This window comes from Paraburkholderia sp. GAS333 (assembly GCF_050435665.1).
Taxonomy (GTDB): domain Bacteria; phylum Pseudomonadota; class Gammaproteobacteria; order Burkholderiales; family Burkholderiaceae; genus Paraburkholderia; species Paraburkholderia fungorum_A.
Map to the genome: position 1 here is coordinate 321,084 of NZ_JBNDKS010000005.1, position 14,103 is coordinate 335,186.

Sequence of the window (14,103 nt, forward strand, 5' to 3'; positions counted from 1 at the left end):
TGAGTTCTGGCCGTGGCTCGGCCAATGGCGTTCAGCGTTTAACGCAGCGGCGAGAAAGGCGCGGGCACGTAAATAGTCGACTCCATCGTCGTCAGATGCGCGGGGCCGCCCTTCGGCGGCCAGATGCCGTCTTTCACCGCTTCGGCGCGAATCCGCGAGCGTTCGTCGACGCTCGCATACGGCCAGATGTTCAGAAAACGCGGCACGGTGCCGTCGAGCGAATACATCGCGCCGACGAGCGGCGAGCGCTGCGTGCGCTCGGGCACCGCTTTCTCCCATGCGTCGATGGTGTGCTGGAGGCTCGCTAGCTTCGTGCCGTACACCCGCATCTCGTAGATGCCGCCGTGGACCGCCGGTTCGATCGGCGGAAGAAACGGGAACAGCGCATAGCTGTCGATCTTCACGTCGGTGACGAATTCGCCGCAGCCGAACGGATTGCCTTCGAGCAGCAGACGTTTGCGTTCGGCGATGAGCGCAGCTTCCGAATCGAATCCGCGTAATACCATCACCTGGCCCAGCGCGCCGATGTCGGAGTACCAGCAGCCGAGCAGCTTCGAGCCGGGTTGATTGCCGCTTGCCTTGATGCTTTCAAAAACCTGCGCGTTCGCGCCGATTTTCACGGTGAGCGTGACTGTGTCGTAGAGAGTCATTGCATGTGTCCTTGTGAATGAATGGTGGGATTCGTCGATTGGGTGGCCGCTGTGGGCGGCGTTGATTGATCCGCTTCGGCGTCTGCGTCGGCGAGGAAAAGGCCCGCGCGATAACCGAAGGTCATCGCCGGACCGAGCGTGATGCCGCCGCTCGGATAGCAACCGCCCATCATGCTGGCGGCGTCGTTGCCGACCGCGTAGAGACCGGGCATCGGCTGACCTGCGTCGTCGAGAACGCGAGCGTTGGCGTCCGTGGCAAGACCCGCGAACGTGCCGAGGCTGCCGGGCAGCAGCTTGACGGCATAGAACGGGCCGTTTTCAAGCGGCGCGAGGCAGGGGTTCGGGGTGTGCCGTGCGTCGCCCTGCACGCGGTTATACGGCGTCGAGCCTTTGTGAAATTGCGGATCGAAGCCGTCTTTCGCGTAGCTGTTGTACGCGGCCACCGTGCTTTCGAGTCCTTGCGGATCGATCCCGCATTGCGCGGCCAGATCGGCGAGGCTGCTCGCGCGTTTCAGATAACCCGACCGTCGATACGGGCCAGTGGGAAACGGAAACGGCTTCGAAAAACCGAGCCCGTAACGACGCTGGAAACGATGATCGCCAATCAGCCACGCGCAGACCTGTTCACCGGCGGGCGTCGTGCCGATCAACGCGTTGATGAAGTCGTGATACGACGACGCCTCGTTGACAAAGCGTTGCCCGGCACGCGTCACCGCAATCACACCAGGCTTCGCGCGCTCGATCAGATGTGGGAACGCGACGGCGGGTTGCCCGCTGCCTTGAGGCACGAGCGAAACCGGTGCCCACGCGGCGGGTGTTTCTAGCGACGCGTCGAAATGACCGCCGATCGATTCGCCGAGACGAATACCGTCGCCGGTATTGGTCGACGGCGCAGCGGACCAGTGCTCGCGACCCGACGGCGTATACGGGAAGGTCTGCGCGCGGCGCGCAAGATCGTGCGGATAGCCGCCGCACGCGAGCACGACGCCTCGCGTGGCCCGCACCTGATGCACGACGCCTTCGATCTCGACCGTTGCGCCAGTCACGCGGCCCGCTGCATCGCCCGGCTCGCGCAGCAATGCCACCGCCTTCGCATGGGTGCGCAGATCGACCCCGAGGTCGTGCGCCGATTTCAGCAGACGCGCCACCAGCGCATTCCCGTTCACCAGATACATCGAGCGGCCATGACGCAGCTTGTGACCCGCAAACGCAGCGAGCCGCCGCAACACGTGCCACGCGGAGCGCACCGAGCGCGTCGCGTTGAAAAAATGCGCGAGATCCTGACCTGAGCCGATCGCCATGCCTTTGATCGTCACGACGCCAAGCGGTGGGCGCAGCCGGTCGATCAGCGGCCCAAGTTCGCGACCATCGAACGGCATCGCGCAAACCGAACGGCCGCCGGTTGCAGCACCCGGCGTCGTATGAAAATCGGGAACACGATTGCCGTCGATAAAACGCATCGACGTGTGCCGCTCGAAATACTCCACCATTTCAGGACCGGATTCGAGCAACGCGTCGACCTTGTCTGCATCGAAATGCGCGCCGAGTTCGTTACGAAGATACGTTCGCGATGCTTCGGGTTCTTCGATAATTCCGGCGCGCGTGGCGAACGGGTTGCCGGGAATCCACATCCAGCCGCCCGACCATGCGCTCGTGCCGCCGAACACGTCGGCCTTCTCCGCCACTATCACGCGCAAACCGCGCGTCGCTGCCGTCACGGCCGTGGCGAGACCGGCCGCGCCAGAACCCAGCACCAGTACATCGCATTCGAGAATCGGTTCGCGCTTCATCGTCAGTTTGCTTCGTTCGCTGGATACGTTTGAATCAAGGGAAAAAGATCGGGCATAACTCATTTGTTGAATACTATTCCATTTTATAACGTGCATCCAAACCAGGTGACGCCCTGGTTTATCCGGTGATCTTTTCTTTTGCGCACTGCGGCGCTTCATCTCTGCGCGTGGATGAAGGCAGCGATGTTTGCGCGGCCTTCGCGCGCGCCGCCGCGTCACGTCCCGCGAGATAGGCAAACGCGAGCCCCGGCCCCAGCGTGATGCCGGGGCCCGGATACACGCCGCCCATCACCGATTGCATATCGTTGCCGCACGCGTAGAGGCCGCCAATCGGTCGATCGTCGCGATCCAGCACGCGAGCCGTGTCGTCGCTGACGAGCCCCGTGGCCGCGCCGATATCGCCCGGATAAAGCCGCACGGCGTAGAAAGGCGCTTGCCGGATCGGGCCCAGGCAGGGATTCGGCCCGTGCCAGTTCGCGTCGCCGTTGGCGCGCTGGTAGTCGGTGGTGCCGCGCTGAAAATCGGGATCGACCCCCGTCTTCGCGTATTCGCCGATGCGCGCAACGCTGTCGGCGAGTCCGGCGGGATCGATATCGAGCTTCGCCGCGAGTTCGGCAAGCGTGTCGGCGCGCACCAGATAGCCATCAGAGAGGAACGGCTGCAGGCCCTTGCCGCCGGGGCGCACCATGCCCAGCCCGTATTTGCGCAGGCCTTCCGCGTCCGTGACGAGATACGCGGGCACCGACGGCACCTTGCGGTTCGCTTCCTGCATCGCGATACCAAACAGGTGATACGAGGTGTTTTCGTTCAGAAAGCGCCGGCCTTCCTTGTTGACCACGACCATGCCAGGTTTGCCGCGATCCATCATGAAGTGAGGGAAAACGGCGGTCGTGCCGTCACTGCGTTTGCGCACCGAGACCGGCGCCCAGAACGCGTTGCTCAACGCGCCTTCGCCATAACGCGCACCGATTGCGAGCGCGAGATCGTGCGCACTGCCGGTGTGTCCCGGCGCTCCCGGGCACCAGCTCGAATCGACGCCCGGCAGCATCGCGCGACGCCGTTGCGGATGACGGTTGAAACCGCCGCTAGCGAGAATCACGCCACCTGTCACCGTGATTTGACGGCGCTGGCCGTTCTGAGCCAGCGTGATGCCGTCGATCTGACCATCGCGCCCGGTCCGCAACGACTCCAGTTTCGTACTCACCAGCACGGTGACATCGCGTGCGAGCAGCGAATGCAACAGACGGCCGATCAACGCATTCCCCATCACGAGACGCGTGCCGCGCGGCCAGCGGATGCGGTCGCTGCCATGACGCGCGAGCAGTTTCACCGCGTGACGCAGCGACCGGAACGACTTCGTCATGTTCAGCAGATGCCCGACATCGTCGCGATCGACCATCATGCCGCCCAGCACCGTGAACTCAGGGATCGGCGGGCGGATCAGCGAGAACGCGTTGCCGAGCTTGCGGCCGTCGAACGCGAGCGGTTCGAGTGCGCGGCCACGCAGCGTCGATCCTTCGAGTTCGGATAGATAGTCCGGATGAAACGGCCGCGCGCGGTACTTCACGTCCGAATTCGCCTCGATATGCACGACGGCCTGCGGCCCTGCTTTCAGGAACGCGCGGCGCAGCGCCTCGCTGCTGCGCTCGCCGACCGCGCGACGCAGAAAGGCTTCGGCATTCGCGCTGCTGTCATCGGGATTGATCGCCGGACCGTGTATCGAATCCGGTATCCATGTGGTGCCCGCCGAGTAGGCCGTCGTACCACCCACGTATTCCGTGCTCTCGACCAGCAGCACGCGCGCGCCGTCGATAGCCGCGAACAGCGCCGCCGACATCCCTGCCCCGCCCGCGCCGATCACCACGACGTCGAACGTTTCATCCTGCTTCAAACCGCTGAGTGTCTCCACCATGACGTGCTCCTTGCGTCCCTTTTTTGCGGGCGACGAATCAGGTGTTTTTTCCTGTTCATCGCATCAACTAGAATTTGCTTTGATATTGGAATACTATTCTGAAATAGCAAAAAAGCAAAGTATTCGAACATTGACGGAGACACAGCAATGCGCGTACTGGTAACAGGAGGAAGTGGTTTTCTGGCGGCGTGGATCATGCGGCGCCTGCTTGACAGAGGCCTGAGCGTGAGGGCTTTCGACTTGCGCGCGGGCTCGCCACTGCTGGAATCGCTCGCCCCGGAATGGGCTGCGGCGGTGCAATGGTCGACCGGCGATATCGCCCTCGCCAGCGACGTATCACGCGCAATGGACGGTTGCGACGCGGTCATTCATCTCGCGGGAATCCTGACCCCGGCCTGCGCGCTCGACCCGGTGCGCGGTGCGCAAATCAATCTGATCGGCACGCTCAATGTGTTCGAGGCAGCGCGCGCCGCCAATCTGGAAAACGTGCTGTACGCGAGCAGCGCGGGGGTGTTCGGCCCCGACGATGGCGCCGCGCCCTCTCCGCAGACCTTATACGGCGCGTTCAAGCTCGCGTGCGAAGGCGCGGCGCGCGCGTACTGGCACGATCACGGCATCGCCAGCACCGGTTTCCGGCCGCTGGTCGTGTATGGCGCGGGCCGCGAAACCGGATCGAGCGCCGGGCCGAGCCTCGCGTGCCGCGCTGCGGCACGCGGCGAGCCGTACGCGATTCCGTTCACCGGCTCGACCGGTCTCGTCTACGCGGACGACGTCGCCGCCGCTTACGAAGCTGCGCTATTCGCCGCGCCTCGCGGTGCACACGCATTCACGCTCGCGGGCGACATCGTCGAAGTCAATGAGGTGATCGCACGAATCGGTGCGATCGTGCCCGGTGCGCGAATCGACGCAAACGGTGCGCCGTTGCCCATTGCCACTTCGTTTCCTGCCGATCCGTTGCTCGCGCAATGGCTGCCTGATTTACCGCACACATCGCTCGAACAGGGATTGCGCGAAACCGTGGCGTTCTATCGCTAACCCGCTAAGCCGCTAGCCCGATCACCCAATCAGGCAGGACAGTCCGGTATCGTGCACGATACCTACAGGCTCCACTTTCAGGAGAAGTTGAACATGACGCAAACCGACGCAGTTTCTTTTTCCGCCTCGCTCGACGAGGGTCTGAGCGGCGCGACCCGCGTGTATTTCATCGTCGGCGATCCGATTGCGCAGGTGCGTTCGCCGTCCGGCGTGACGGCCGCTTTGCGCACGGCAGGCCGCGATGCGCTGGTGGTTCCCGCGCACGTCGCCCCCGCCGACCTGCCCGCGTTCTTCGCGGGCGTCACGCCGATGCGCAATGTCGACGGCATCATCATTACCGTGCCGCACAAGTTCAGCGCGGCGGAATATTGCGCGACGCTGTCGACCGAGGCGTCGTTCCTCGGCGCGGTCAACACGCTGCGCCGCACGGCAGACGGCCAGTGGCACGGCGGCATGTTCGACGGCACGGGTTTTGTCGCCGCGCTCGTCGATGCGGGCTGCGAATTGCGCGGTAAACGCGCGTTGTTAATTGGCGCGGGTGGCGCGGGATCGGCGATCGGACACGCGCTGGTTCAGAGCGGCGTAGGTTCGCTCGACGTGCGCGATAACGACGCCGACCGCACTGCTTCGCTGACCAACCGTCTGAACGCGCTCGGCCAGGGCGAAGCGCGCAGCGTGCCGGCGAGCGTGGCAGCGCACGAGTACGACGTCGTGGTGAACGCGTCGCCGCTCGGCATGCGCGCGGACGATCCGCTTCCTATCGATGTGTCGGGTTTGCAGCCAAGCACCTTCGTCGGCGATGTCGTGACGAAACCGCCGCTCACGCCGCTGATCGAAGCGGCTCGCGCGCGCGGCTGCCCGACTGTCACCGGTACGCAGATGTTCGGACGCGTGTGCGACCGGATGGTGACGTTCCTGCTCGAAGCGGGCCAGTAATTCCGGCGGCGTTGCGCTGCTACACTTGCGCGACGCCAACCAACGGACCCACGCTCGACCCCATGCTTCGATTCGAGAACCTCAGCAAGCGGTACAGCGACCGCGTTATTTTTCAGGGATTGCACTACGACGCGGCATCGGGCTGCGTCGCGTTGAACGACGAATCCGGCAGCGGCAAATCGACGTTGCTCGGCATTCTCGCGGGCGAGCTCGCAGCCGACTCGGGCGAAGTATGGCTCGGTGGACATTCGCTGCGCACCGAGCCGCTGGCCGCAAAATCTTCGCTGACGTATGTGCCGGAAGACTGCATGCCGTATTCGACGCAGACCGGTCGCGAGTATTTGAATCAGGTGGCGTTGGAGCGAAAAGTAGCGCTCGCTGCCGACACGCTCGATCTCGCGGATCGCTTCGGCCTCACGCCGCATCTCGACAAACGCTTCGAGCAAATGTCGTTCGGTACGCGCAAGAAGATATTTTTAACGGCGTCGGTGCTTGGCGAAACCCATGTACTGATCGCAGACGAACCCGCAGGTGGACTCGACGCGTCGGCTCGCGCGGTGCTGGCCGATCTGTTCAGAACGTTATCCCGTACACGTACCGTGTTTTTCACGAGCTACGACACGGCGTTCACCGAAGCTTGCGAGGCGGCGAGCATTCAATTCGCCGACCTCGCGAGAAAAGCCTAGACCGAAGTTGAGCAATCGATTTGCGGAAATAGAACCGGAAAGACCCGAACTATTTCCGCGCGAAAAGTCCGCTCAAACCGCCACACAAATCTTTCCGAAGTGCGCGCCCGACGCTTCATGCGTGAACGCATCGCCCAACTTCTCCAGAGCGAACGTACTGTCGATCACGGGTCGAATGCCCGTTACTTCGAGCGCGCGAATCATATCGAGCTGATCCTGGCGGCTGCCGACAATCAACCCTTGCAAACGCTGCTGACGCGCCATCAGCGCGGCGGTCGGCACCGGACCCGCGCGTCCGGTCAGCACGCCGATCAACGCGATATGGCCGCCGATCCGGCAGGCGGTAATCGACTGAGGCAAGGTGCCCGGACCACCCACTTCGATCACGTGATCGACACCGCGTCCGCCTGTCAATTGACGAACCTGTTTGCCCCATTCGGGGTTGTCGCGATAGTTGATCGTATGGTCCGCGCCCAGTTCGCGCAGCTTCGCGAGTTTGGCATCCGATGAAGACGTGGCGATCACCGACGCCCCCATCGCTTTCGCCAGCTGCAAGCCGAAAATCGACACACCGCCCGTGCCGAGCACGAGCACCGTGCTGCCCGCTTTCAGCTGACCGTCCACGATGAGCGCACGCCACGCGGTGAGTCCGGCCGTGGTGAGCGTGGCCGCTTCAGCGTGGCTGTAGCCGCGCGGAGCATGTGTGAAGTAATGGCCCGGCAGCACGACGACTTCGCGCGCGTAGCCGTCGACGCCATCGCCGGGCGTCGTGCTGAAATCGGCAACGGCGGGCGGCCCGTTTTCCCAGAACGGGAAAAAGCACGACACCACGTGATCGCCCGGTTTGAATCCGGTTACGCCTTCACCGACTGCTTCGACGACACCCGCGCCGTCGGCCATCGGAATGCGGCCCGCGTCGGCGGGCAGATTGCCGGTGACGACTCCGTAGTCGTGAAAATTCAGCGAGTTCGCGTGAATGCGCACGCGAATCTGACCCGCTGCGGGTTGACCGGGGTCCGCGATATCGACCACTTGCAGATTCGCCACGGTGGCGGGCGACCCGATTTTGACGGCTTTCATGGATTCGTTCCTCAGGTTGTTGCACAGACGCACGGCGGCAGGATTGAAGCTTGCCCTGCGAGCCGAAAAGCATACCGCAAGGCCGATTTACGCGTCGGCGGATGCTCAGGAGTGTTCGAGTGGGGGGGCGTTGATAGCCGCGACGAGGTGCATCGCCGCGATTCGCTGGGCGAAACAACGTGACCAATAGTTACGCCGTTTGCGAACGTGGCGCTTTTGGAAGCGCCCTGCATTTGCCTAATGCTTTTCAGCGCACGCGGCGAAAGAAGGTAAAACGAAGCGATTGTAAAGCCGCGGCCCGCACCTCACGCGCATCATTCACACGCGAACTGCAGGCCGCCTGCCTGCAACATTCACTTCACAGTCTGAACGACTTCAAAGCCTTCGAATTCCGGATGACCGAGATAATGCACGCGGTTATCGCCCGCGTTCCGGTGCGCGGCCCGGAAGGCTTCCGACTTTGTCCATGCATCGAACGACGCGTGATCGCGCCAGATCGTATGGCTCGAATACAGCACATGATCTTCCCGCTGCGGCCCCTTCAGCAGATGAAATTCGACGAAGCCCGGAACCTCTTTCAGATGGGTGTCGCGAGTCGTCCAAAGCTCCTCGAATGCGGTCTCGGAACCCGGGCTCACTTTGAAACGGTTCATGGCGATATACATACTGTCAGCCTCTTTGCGGTAGCAATACAGTTGGCAGGTTGCGGGCTCGCGCAAAATGATCGCACGCAGCTCGCGAAGCGAACGTCGATTATAGGCCTGCCTCAGCAGGTCTTTTTTGAAGCGTCCGCTGCGTCTGCTGAATCCGCCAGCCGTGTTGCCCGGTTGCAAAGAAGCCAATGCGCCGCGCGCGCTCAAGCGGCCTTTTCTTGCGCCGCCTTTTCGTTAGCGGCCTGTTCGAGCCAGATGCGGCTATCGGGAAACCAGAATGCGTCCTGACGTGGCGGCGAAACGAGTTTGATCGGCAAAGAAGGATTGAATATCTTCGACCACGCGGACAGATACGAAGGCGTCTTGATCAGAAATCCGCAACGCGATAACAGCAGACTCGACACCAGTGCTTCGCGACCTATCTCCAGCCCTGGATAGCCGCTGAAATGAACCGGCGTGTTCCCCCGCGCAAGCAGTTTCGCGGGCGCGATCCTGACGGGCTTGCGAAACGGCCATGCGGCGAAGTAGTCGAGGAATGCGGGTTCGTCGCTCGAAACAAAGACGTTGGCGAGATGCGGATTATCGGTGAGCGTCGCGTCCACCTGGCGGCAGAAATTGCTCCACGAAACCGGAATGGCTTCCAGCGCTTTATCGGTGCCTCTGAAATGCACGCCGAGCGTACGCGTATTGATGTCGAGTGCCGCACAGATCGCATCGACTTCCGCTTCGATGTGCGGAGCCAGCCGGTAGTGCGAAAAGAAAAGCTCACTCGCACTCCCGAGCCGCAGCCGCGCTTCGTAGCGCTGTCGAAATCCCAGTTGCACCAGGTCCCGGACCGTCGACGTCCTGATCTTCTGCGTCGCCTCCGCCGCCGACGATGTCATGACCGGTTCGAAGAAATGGGAGAACCAGTCGATCCTGCGTTCAGCATCGCCATAGAGACCGCCGCGCGCGCTGATGCAGGGCGTCAGCCGTTTTTCGTCGCAATGCATCAGGATGAACAGGACCATCTGCATCACGGAGAAGAAGCCGGAGTTCTCCTGAATCTCGATGGCAAACACACCGCGATTGAAGCGCTGCCGCGCGTGTAGCGAAAGCCGCAAAGGCGTCGCCACGGAATGCTTGAAACCCTCGCTGCGCCGGATCTGTCTGGCCCGGTCGACTACCTTTTTCAACATGCCGAACTCCTGATCAATTAGGTTTTGTTCGATAAGGCATGTGGCCCGTTACCGCAGAAAATTGAACGGACCCAGAATAGCAGTTCAGAACAGCACGTCGAGTAAGTTTGGCCTGCGTGGGTGAGCAAGCGCACATAGCACCGGTAAGGTTTTCCCCAGATTGTCAAATGGAATGGCGAGGCTCGCTCCATGTAGGCGCGGGTGCCGTAAACGTGAACGACCATATATCGCCGGTCTTCTGAAAGAAGGATCTATGGCGCTTTTCAATCCGCAGATTAATGCTTCGTCATCGGCGCCCCCGAGCCGTCACCCAGCAAATAACGTTGCTGCAACGCGATCGCCACGCGGCTCAGCACGTCGTTCCAGTCGCCGCGTTGCGGTTGCGTGAAAATGCGCACGCCCGGATACCACGGGCTGTCATCCCGTTGACGCAACCAGCGCCAGCAGCCCGCAAAACGATTGAGCAGCCACACAGGTTTGCCCATCGCGGCCGCCAGATGCGCGACCGATGTATCGACCGCGATCACCAGATCGAGATTGTCGATCAGCGCGGCGGTATCGGCGAAATCGGTGACTTCGTCCATCCAGTCGATCAGGCGCGTACTACTCGTTCCGGCGTCGGCTCGCCTGGTGTCGTCGTCGGTCTTTTGCAGGCTGATCCAGCGGACGCCGTGCGTCGCCAGCAACGGCGCGATCCGCGCGAACGTGAGGTTGCGCGCCATGTCGTCGGTCAAACCGGAATGGCCGCCGGCCCACACGATCCCGACGCGCGGCAAGCCCGCTTCGGGCAACGCGTCGAGCCGCGCGCGCCATGCCGCGCTGTGCTCCGCGTCCGCATGCAGATAGACCGACGCGGGGATCGTCTCGACGCGTGTGCTGAACGCCATCGGCAGAGACATTAACGGGCACTGATAATCCCAGTCGCTTACATCGGGATAGGCGTCGTCGAGCATGACGAGGCCGGGCCAGCGAGCGGACAGCGACTGTTCGTAAAGACGCCGCAAGGGTTGCCGGCAGATATAGCCGACCTGTGAAAAGCGTTCGAGCAACAGCGGCAGATAGCGGACGAATTGCAGGCTGTCGCCGAAGCCCTGCTCGGGAACGATCAGCAGACGTTTGCCGCTGCTTGCCGCTGCATCGTCTTCATTTGCACCGTCGATGCGCTCGCCGCGCCATTCGGGCAGCGGCAGCCGCGCGTTGCTCGCGATAGGCCGCCCCTCTGCATCGACGAAATTGGCTGCGCGGTCTTCGAAATACGGCCACGCCTCTTCGTAATGGCCCGCCGCCAGCAGAACCAGTCCGAGATTGGCCCGCGCGCCACGGTTGGACGGCTCGATGTCGATCACCTGCCTCAGATACCGCTCAGCTTCGCTCAACGACCCCAGGTCTTTGAGAACCACGCCCAGGTTCGCCAGCGCTCGCGGATGGTCCGGCTCAAGTTCGAGCAGCGTGAAGTAGACCCTGGCGGCCTCGTCGGGGCTGCCGTGTACTTGCAGCATCAGCGCCTGATAGTAAAGAAGCGCGGTCGATTCCGGCGCCAGTGCGAGCCCGCGTTGCGCCGTTTGCAATGCATCCGCGTACGCCCCCTGCCTGATCTGGATGACACATAACGTGCCGTAAAACGCAGCCTCGGCGTGCGTCGCGATGGCGCGCGTCACCCATTGCTGCGCCGGTTCCAATTCATTCGACGCGAGCGCCACCTGCGCTTGCGCATGCATCGCGCGTGCGTGAGCGGGGTCGTGCGCGAGCACCTGGTCGAGCCTCGCGCGCGCCACGTCGAAATGGCCCGCATGGCGTGCCTCTTCGGCTTCGGTGAACCAGATCGCAATAGCTTCGGGTGGCGGCGGAGGTTGGCTTGGCATGGTCGGCGAGTGGAGTTGCATTGAGCGGACTGCGCGAGGGCGCCGTAGACGGTGATATTGGATCGGCGCACGGCAATGAGGATGTGCGGCGGGTAACGCTCGCGGACCGACTTGTCGGCGGTTTGCGCGTTACCGGGCCGGATTATCGACATTGCATGAAAGGCCGTCTCCAGGAGCGCTCCGAAACGGCCTCGCAACGATCACGCGGAGAGCGCTTGACCTTACCGCCGTGGGAAGGTCCACGCTTGAGGCTGACACCTCTTCCTTGCTGGAGATAAACGATGGAATTCGCTATTCCCGACATGACCTGCGGCGGCTGCGCCAGGGCCATCACCCGCGCGGTCAACCAGCTCGACCCGGACGCGACGCTCGACATCGACGTGCCCGTCAAAACGGTCAGAATCACGTCGACGCTGCCGGCGCAACGGCTCGCCGAGACAATCGAAGCGGCCGGGTTTCATCCCTCGTTGAGAGCCTGAGCGCACCATGCCGGAACACGCATGAATCCGGCTAAACTTCCGCTTCCCGATAGCAGCGCCGCTCGACACAACCATTCAACCACGGACATCCACTATGAAAAACCTTCGCGCCTTTCACGCTCTCTGCCTGTTCAGCGGTCTTTCGCTTGCTGTAGCGACCCTACCCGCCCACGCCCAACAACCGGCCGCGATGCAGGGCATGGACATGTCCGGTGCGGCTCACGGCGGCGCTGACGGTTCGACGCAGGCGTTCAAGGCCGCCGACGACAAAATGATGCACGACATGACCGCGCCCGAGTACACCGGCGACGCCGACAAGGATTTCGTCGCGCACATGATCCCGCATCATCAGGGGGCGATCGAAATGGCGCAGACGGAATTGAAGTACGGCAAGGACCCGGAGTTGAAGCGCCTCGCGCGCAACATCATCAAGGCCCAGCACGATGAAATCGAGTTCATGCACCGCTGGCAGGCGAAACACGGCGCCAAGTGAGCGTCTTGAAGAACGGGTGACCGGCGACCAGGCGTCGAATCGATCCTGATAACGCCGCGTAACCTGAACGCGCGGCGTGACGCGACCGATGCCGCCGCAACGACATCCATCACCAGCGCGGCCGTTTGCGCAGTAGCGGTGTCATCGCGATCAAACCGATGACGGGTCCGGGCAGCAGGAGCCACGCGACCCGTGCATCGAGCGAATGGTAGGCGCTGGTCGACCACAGAATCGAACACGCCGACAGAAAGAAGCCGAAGCTGTTCTGCAAGGTCAGCGCGCCGCCGATCCTGTCAGCCGGACACGCCTTCACCGACAACGCCGAAAACTGCGGCGAATCCGCGATCACGCTGATCCCCCACACCAGCAGCAATGCGAGTTGCCCCGCCGTCCCGAGCGACGACGAAAGCGGATAGACCGCGCACAGGAATCCCGACACCGTCAACGCGAGCGCAGCGGTGCGCGCGCTTCCCACCGACAGGCTGAGCTTGCCGCCGAGCACGCAGCCCGCCGCGCCGACCGCGATGATCAGGAACGACCACATCGCCACCAAACCGGCGGATGCGGATGCGGAAACGTCGTGCGCGAACGCCCGCTGCACGAGAAGCGGCGTCAGGGTCCAGAACGCGTAAAGCTCCCACATGTGCCCGAAGTAGCCGAGGGCCGCCGCGCGAAACTCGCTGATCCGCAGCACTTCGCCGATCCCCGCGGATAACCCCGCCCGACGCTTGCCCGAGCGACGCGCATGCGGCCCTTCGCCAAGCGCCAGCACCAACGCCGCGCCGATCACCGCCAGCCCCGACGACGCCAGCACCACCGCCTGCCACGGCACACCGGGGAACAACGCGCGTATCGCATGCACCGACGCCGTACCGAGCGTCAGCATCGCGACCAGCAACGCGAGCGTTTGCGCGGCGCGGCGCGGGTCCCACGTGACCAGCAGCTTCATCCCGAGCGGATAGATGCCCGCGAGCGCGACGCCCACGCCAAAGCGGAACACGATAGCCGAAGCCAGCCCGCTGCTGCACAGCGCGAACAACGCGTTCAGCAGCGCCCCGGCCACGCCGCAGACCGCAAACACCTTGCTCGCCGACATCCGGTCCGCGAGTCCGGTCGTCGCCGAAATCAGCGTGCCGACGATAAAGCCGGCCTGCACCGCATTCGTCAGCCAGCCGATGCCGGTCGCGTTCAATTGCCAGACGGCCTGCAAGTCGCGCATCGCGCCATTCGCGCTGAACCACAGCGAGGTTCCCAGCAACTGGGCCAGCGCAATCACGAGCACGGCGCGACGGGCGTGTGCCGTCTGCGCTGCGTTATCCGCCGGGTCCGGCCTGTCCTGCATCCTGCCT

Annotated in this window: 13 protein-coding genes; 5 read left to right on the forward strand and 8 right to left on the reverse strand. The window is 63.1% G+C overall.

Features of this window, described 5'->3' with window-relative positions; translation table 11 throughout:
* Positions 1-38: 38 nt before the first annotated feature.
* The 3 genes from ABH945_RS26445 to ABH945_RS26455 form a co-directional block, all read right to left on the reverse strand.
* A complete protein-coding gene (locus ABH945_RS26445; RefSeq protein WP_429252487.1) occupies positions 39-650 on the reverse strand; it encodes an NIPSNAP family protein in 612 nt (203 codons plus the stop codon).
* Positions 647-2,440: an FAD-dependent oxidoreductase gene (locus ABH945_RS26450; RefSeq protein WP_429252488.1), complete on the reverse strand. Its 1,794-nt coding sequence runs from the start codon at positions 2,438-2,440 to the stop codon at positions 647-649. The genes ABH945_RS26445 and ABH945_RS26450 overlap by 4 nt, the downstream gene beginning before the upstream one ends.
* A 118-nt stretch (positions 2,441-2,558) precedes the next feature.
* Positions 2,559-4,352 carry an FAD-dependent oxidoreductase gene (locus ABH945_RS26455; protein ID WP_429252489.1) on the reverse strand — a complete coding sequence of 598 codons (1,794 nt, stop codon included), beginning with the start codon at positions 4,350-4,352 and terminating at the stop codon, positions 2,559-2,561.
* A 147-nt stretch (positions 4,353-4,499) separates the two neighbouring features.
* Between ABH945_RS26455 and ABH945_RS26460 the strand changes: the two genes are divergently transcribed.
* The 3 genes from ABH945_RS26460 to ABH945_RS26470 all read left to right on the forward strand — a co-directional run bounded on the left by ABH945_RS26460 (position 4,500) and on the right by ABH945_RS26470 (position 7,009).
* Complete coding sequence (locus ABH945_RS26460) at positions 4,500-5,387, forward strand: NAD-dependent epimerase/dehydratase family protein (RefSeq protein ID WP_429252490.1); 888 nt, start codon at positions 4,500-4,502, stop codon at positions 5,385-5,387.
* Between the two features lie 93 nt (positions 5,388-5,480).
* Positions 5,481-6,323: a shikimate dehydrogenase family protein gene (locus ABH945_RS26465; protein ID WP_429252491.1), complete on the forward strand. Its 843-nt coding sequence runs from the start codon at positions 5,481-5,483 to the stop codon at positions 6,321-6,323.
* Positions 6,324-6,385: 62 nt separating this feature from the next.
* The gene (locus ABH945_RS26470) at positions 6,386-7,009 is read left to right on the forward strand and encodes an ABC transporter ATP-binding protein (RefSeq protein WP_429252492.1); all 624 of its coding nucleotides are present in this window, start codon (positions 6,386-6,388) and stop codon (positions 7,007-7,009) included.
* A 72-nt stretch (positions 7,010-7,081) separates the two neighbouring features.
* Here the strand turns inward: ABH945_RS26470 and ABH945_RS26475 are convergent, their stop codons facing one another.
* From ABH945_RS26475 to ABH945_RS26490, 4 genes are all read right to left on the reverse strand, one after another.
* On the reverse strand, positions 7,082-8,089 hold the full coding sequence (locus tag ABH945_RS26475) for a zinc-dependent alcohol dehydrogenase family protein (protein ID WP_429252493.1): 1,008 nt from the start codon (positions 8,087-8,089) through the stop codon (positions 7,082-7,084).
* Positions 8,090-8,442: 353 nt separating this feature from the next.
* Complete coding sequence (locus ABH945_RS26480) at positions 8,443-8,754, reverse strand: antibiotic biosynthesis monooxygenase family protein (protein ID WP_074771039.1); 312 nt, start codon at positions 8,752-8,754, stop codon at positions 8,443-8,445.
* 191 nt (positions 8,755-8,945) lie between these two features.
* Complete coding sequence (locus ABH945_RS26485) at positions 8,946-9,920, reverse strand: hypothetical protein (protein WP_429252494.1); 975 nt, start codon at positions 9,918-9,920, stop codon at positions 8,946-8,948.
* Between the two features lie 275 nt (positions 9,921-10,195).
* Positions 10,196-11,803 carry a tetratricopeptide repeat protein gene (locus ABH945_RS26490; protein ID WP_429252495.1) on the reverse strand — a complete coding sequence of 536 codons (1,608 nt, stop codon included), beginning with the start codon at positions 11,801-11,803 and terminating at the stop codon, positions 10,196-10,198.
* 260 nt (positions 11,804-12,063) lie between these two features.
* Between ABH945_RS26490 and ABH945_RS26495 the strand changes: the two genes are divergently transcribed.
* Positions 12,064-12,261: a heavy-metal-associated domain-containing protein gene (locus tag ABH945_RS26495; protein WP_074767458.1), complete on the forward strand. Its 198-nt coding sequence runs from the start codon at positions 12,064-12,066 to the stop codon at positions 12,259-12,261.
* A gap of 94 nt (positions 12,262-12,355) precedes the next feature.
* Positions 12,356-12,754 carry a CopM family metallochaperone gene (copM, locus tag ABH945_RS26500; protein ID WP_429252496.1) on the forward strand — a complete coding sequence of 133 codons (399 nt, stop codon included), beginning with the start codon at positions 12,356-12,358 and terminating at the stop codon, positions 12,752-12,754.
* Positions 12,755-12,863: 109 nt separating this feature from the next.
* On the opposite strand, the gene ABH945_RS26505 is transcribed toward copM, so the two are convergent.
* On the reverse strand, positions 12,864-14,096 hold the full coding sequence (locus ABH945_RS26505) for an MFS transporter (RefSeq protein WP_429252497.1): 1,233 nt from the start codon (positions 14,094-14,096) through the stop codon (positions 12,864-12,866).
* Between the last annotated feature and the right edge of the window lie 7 nt (positions 14,097-14,103).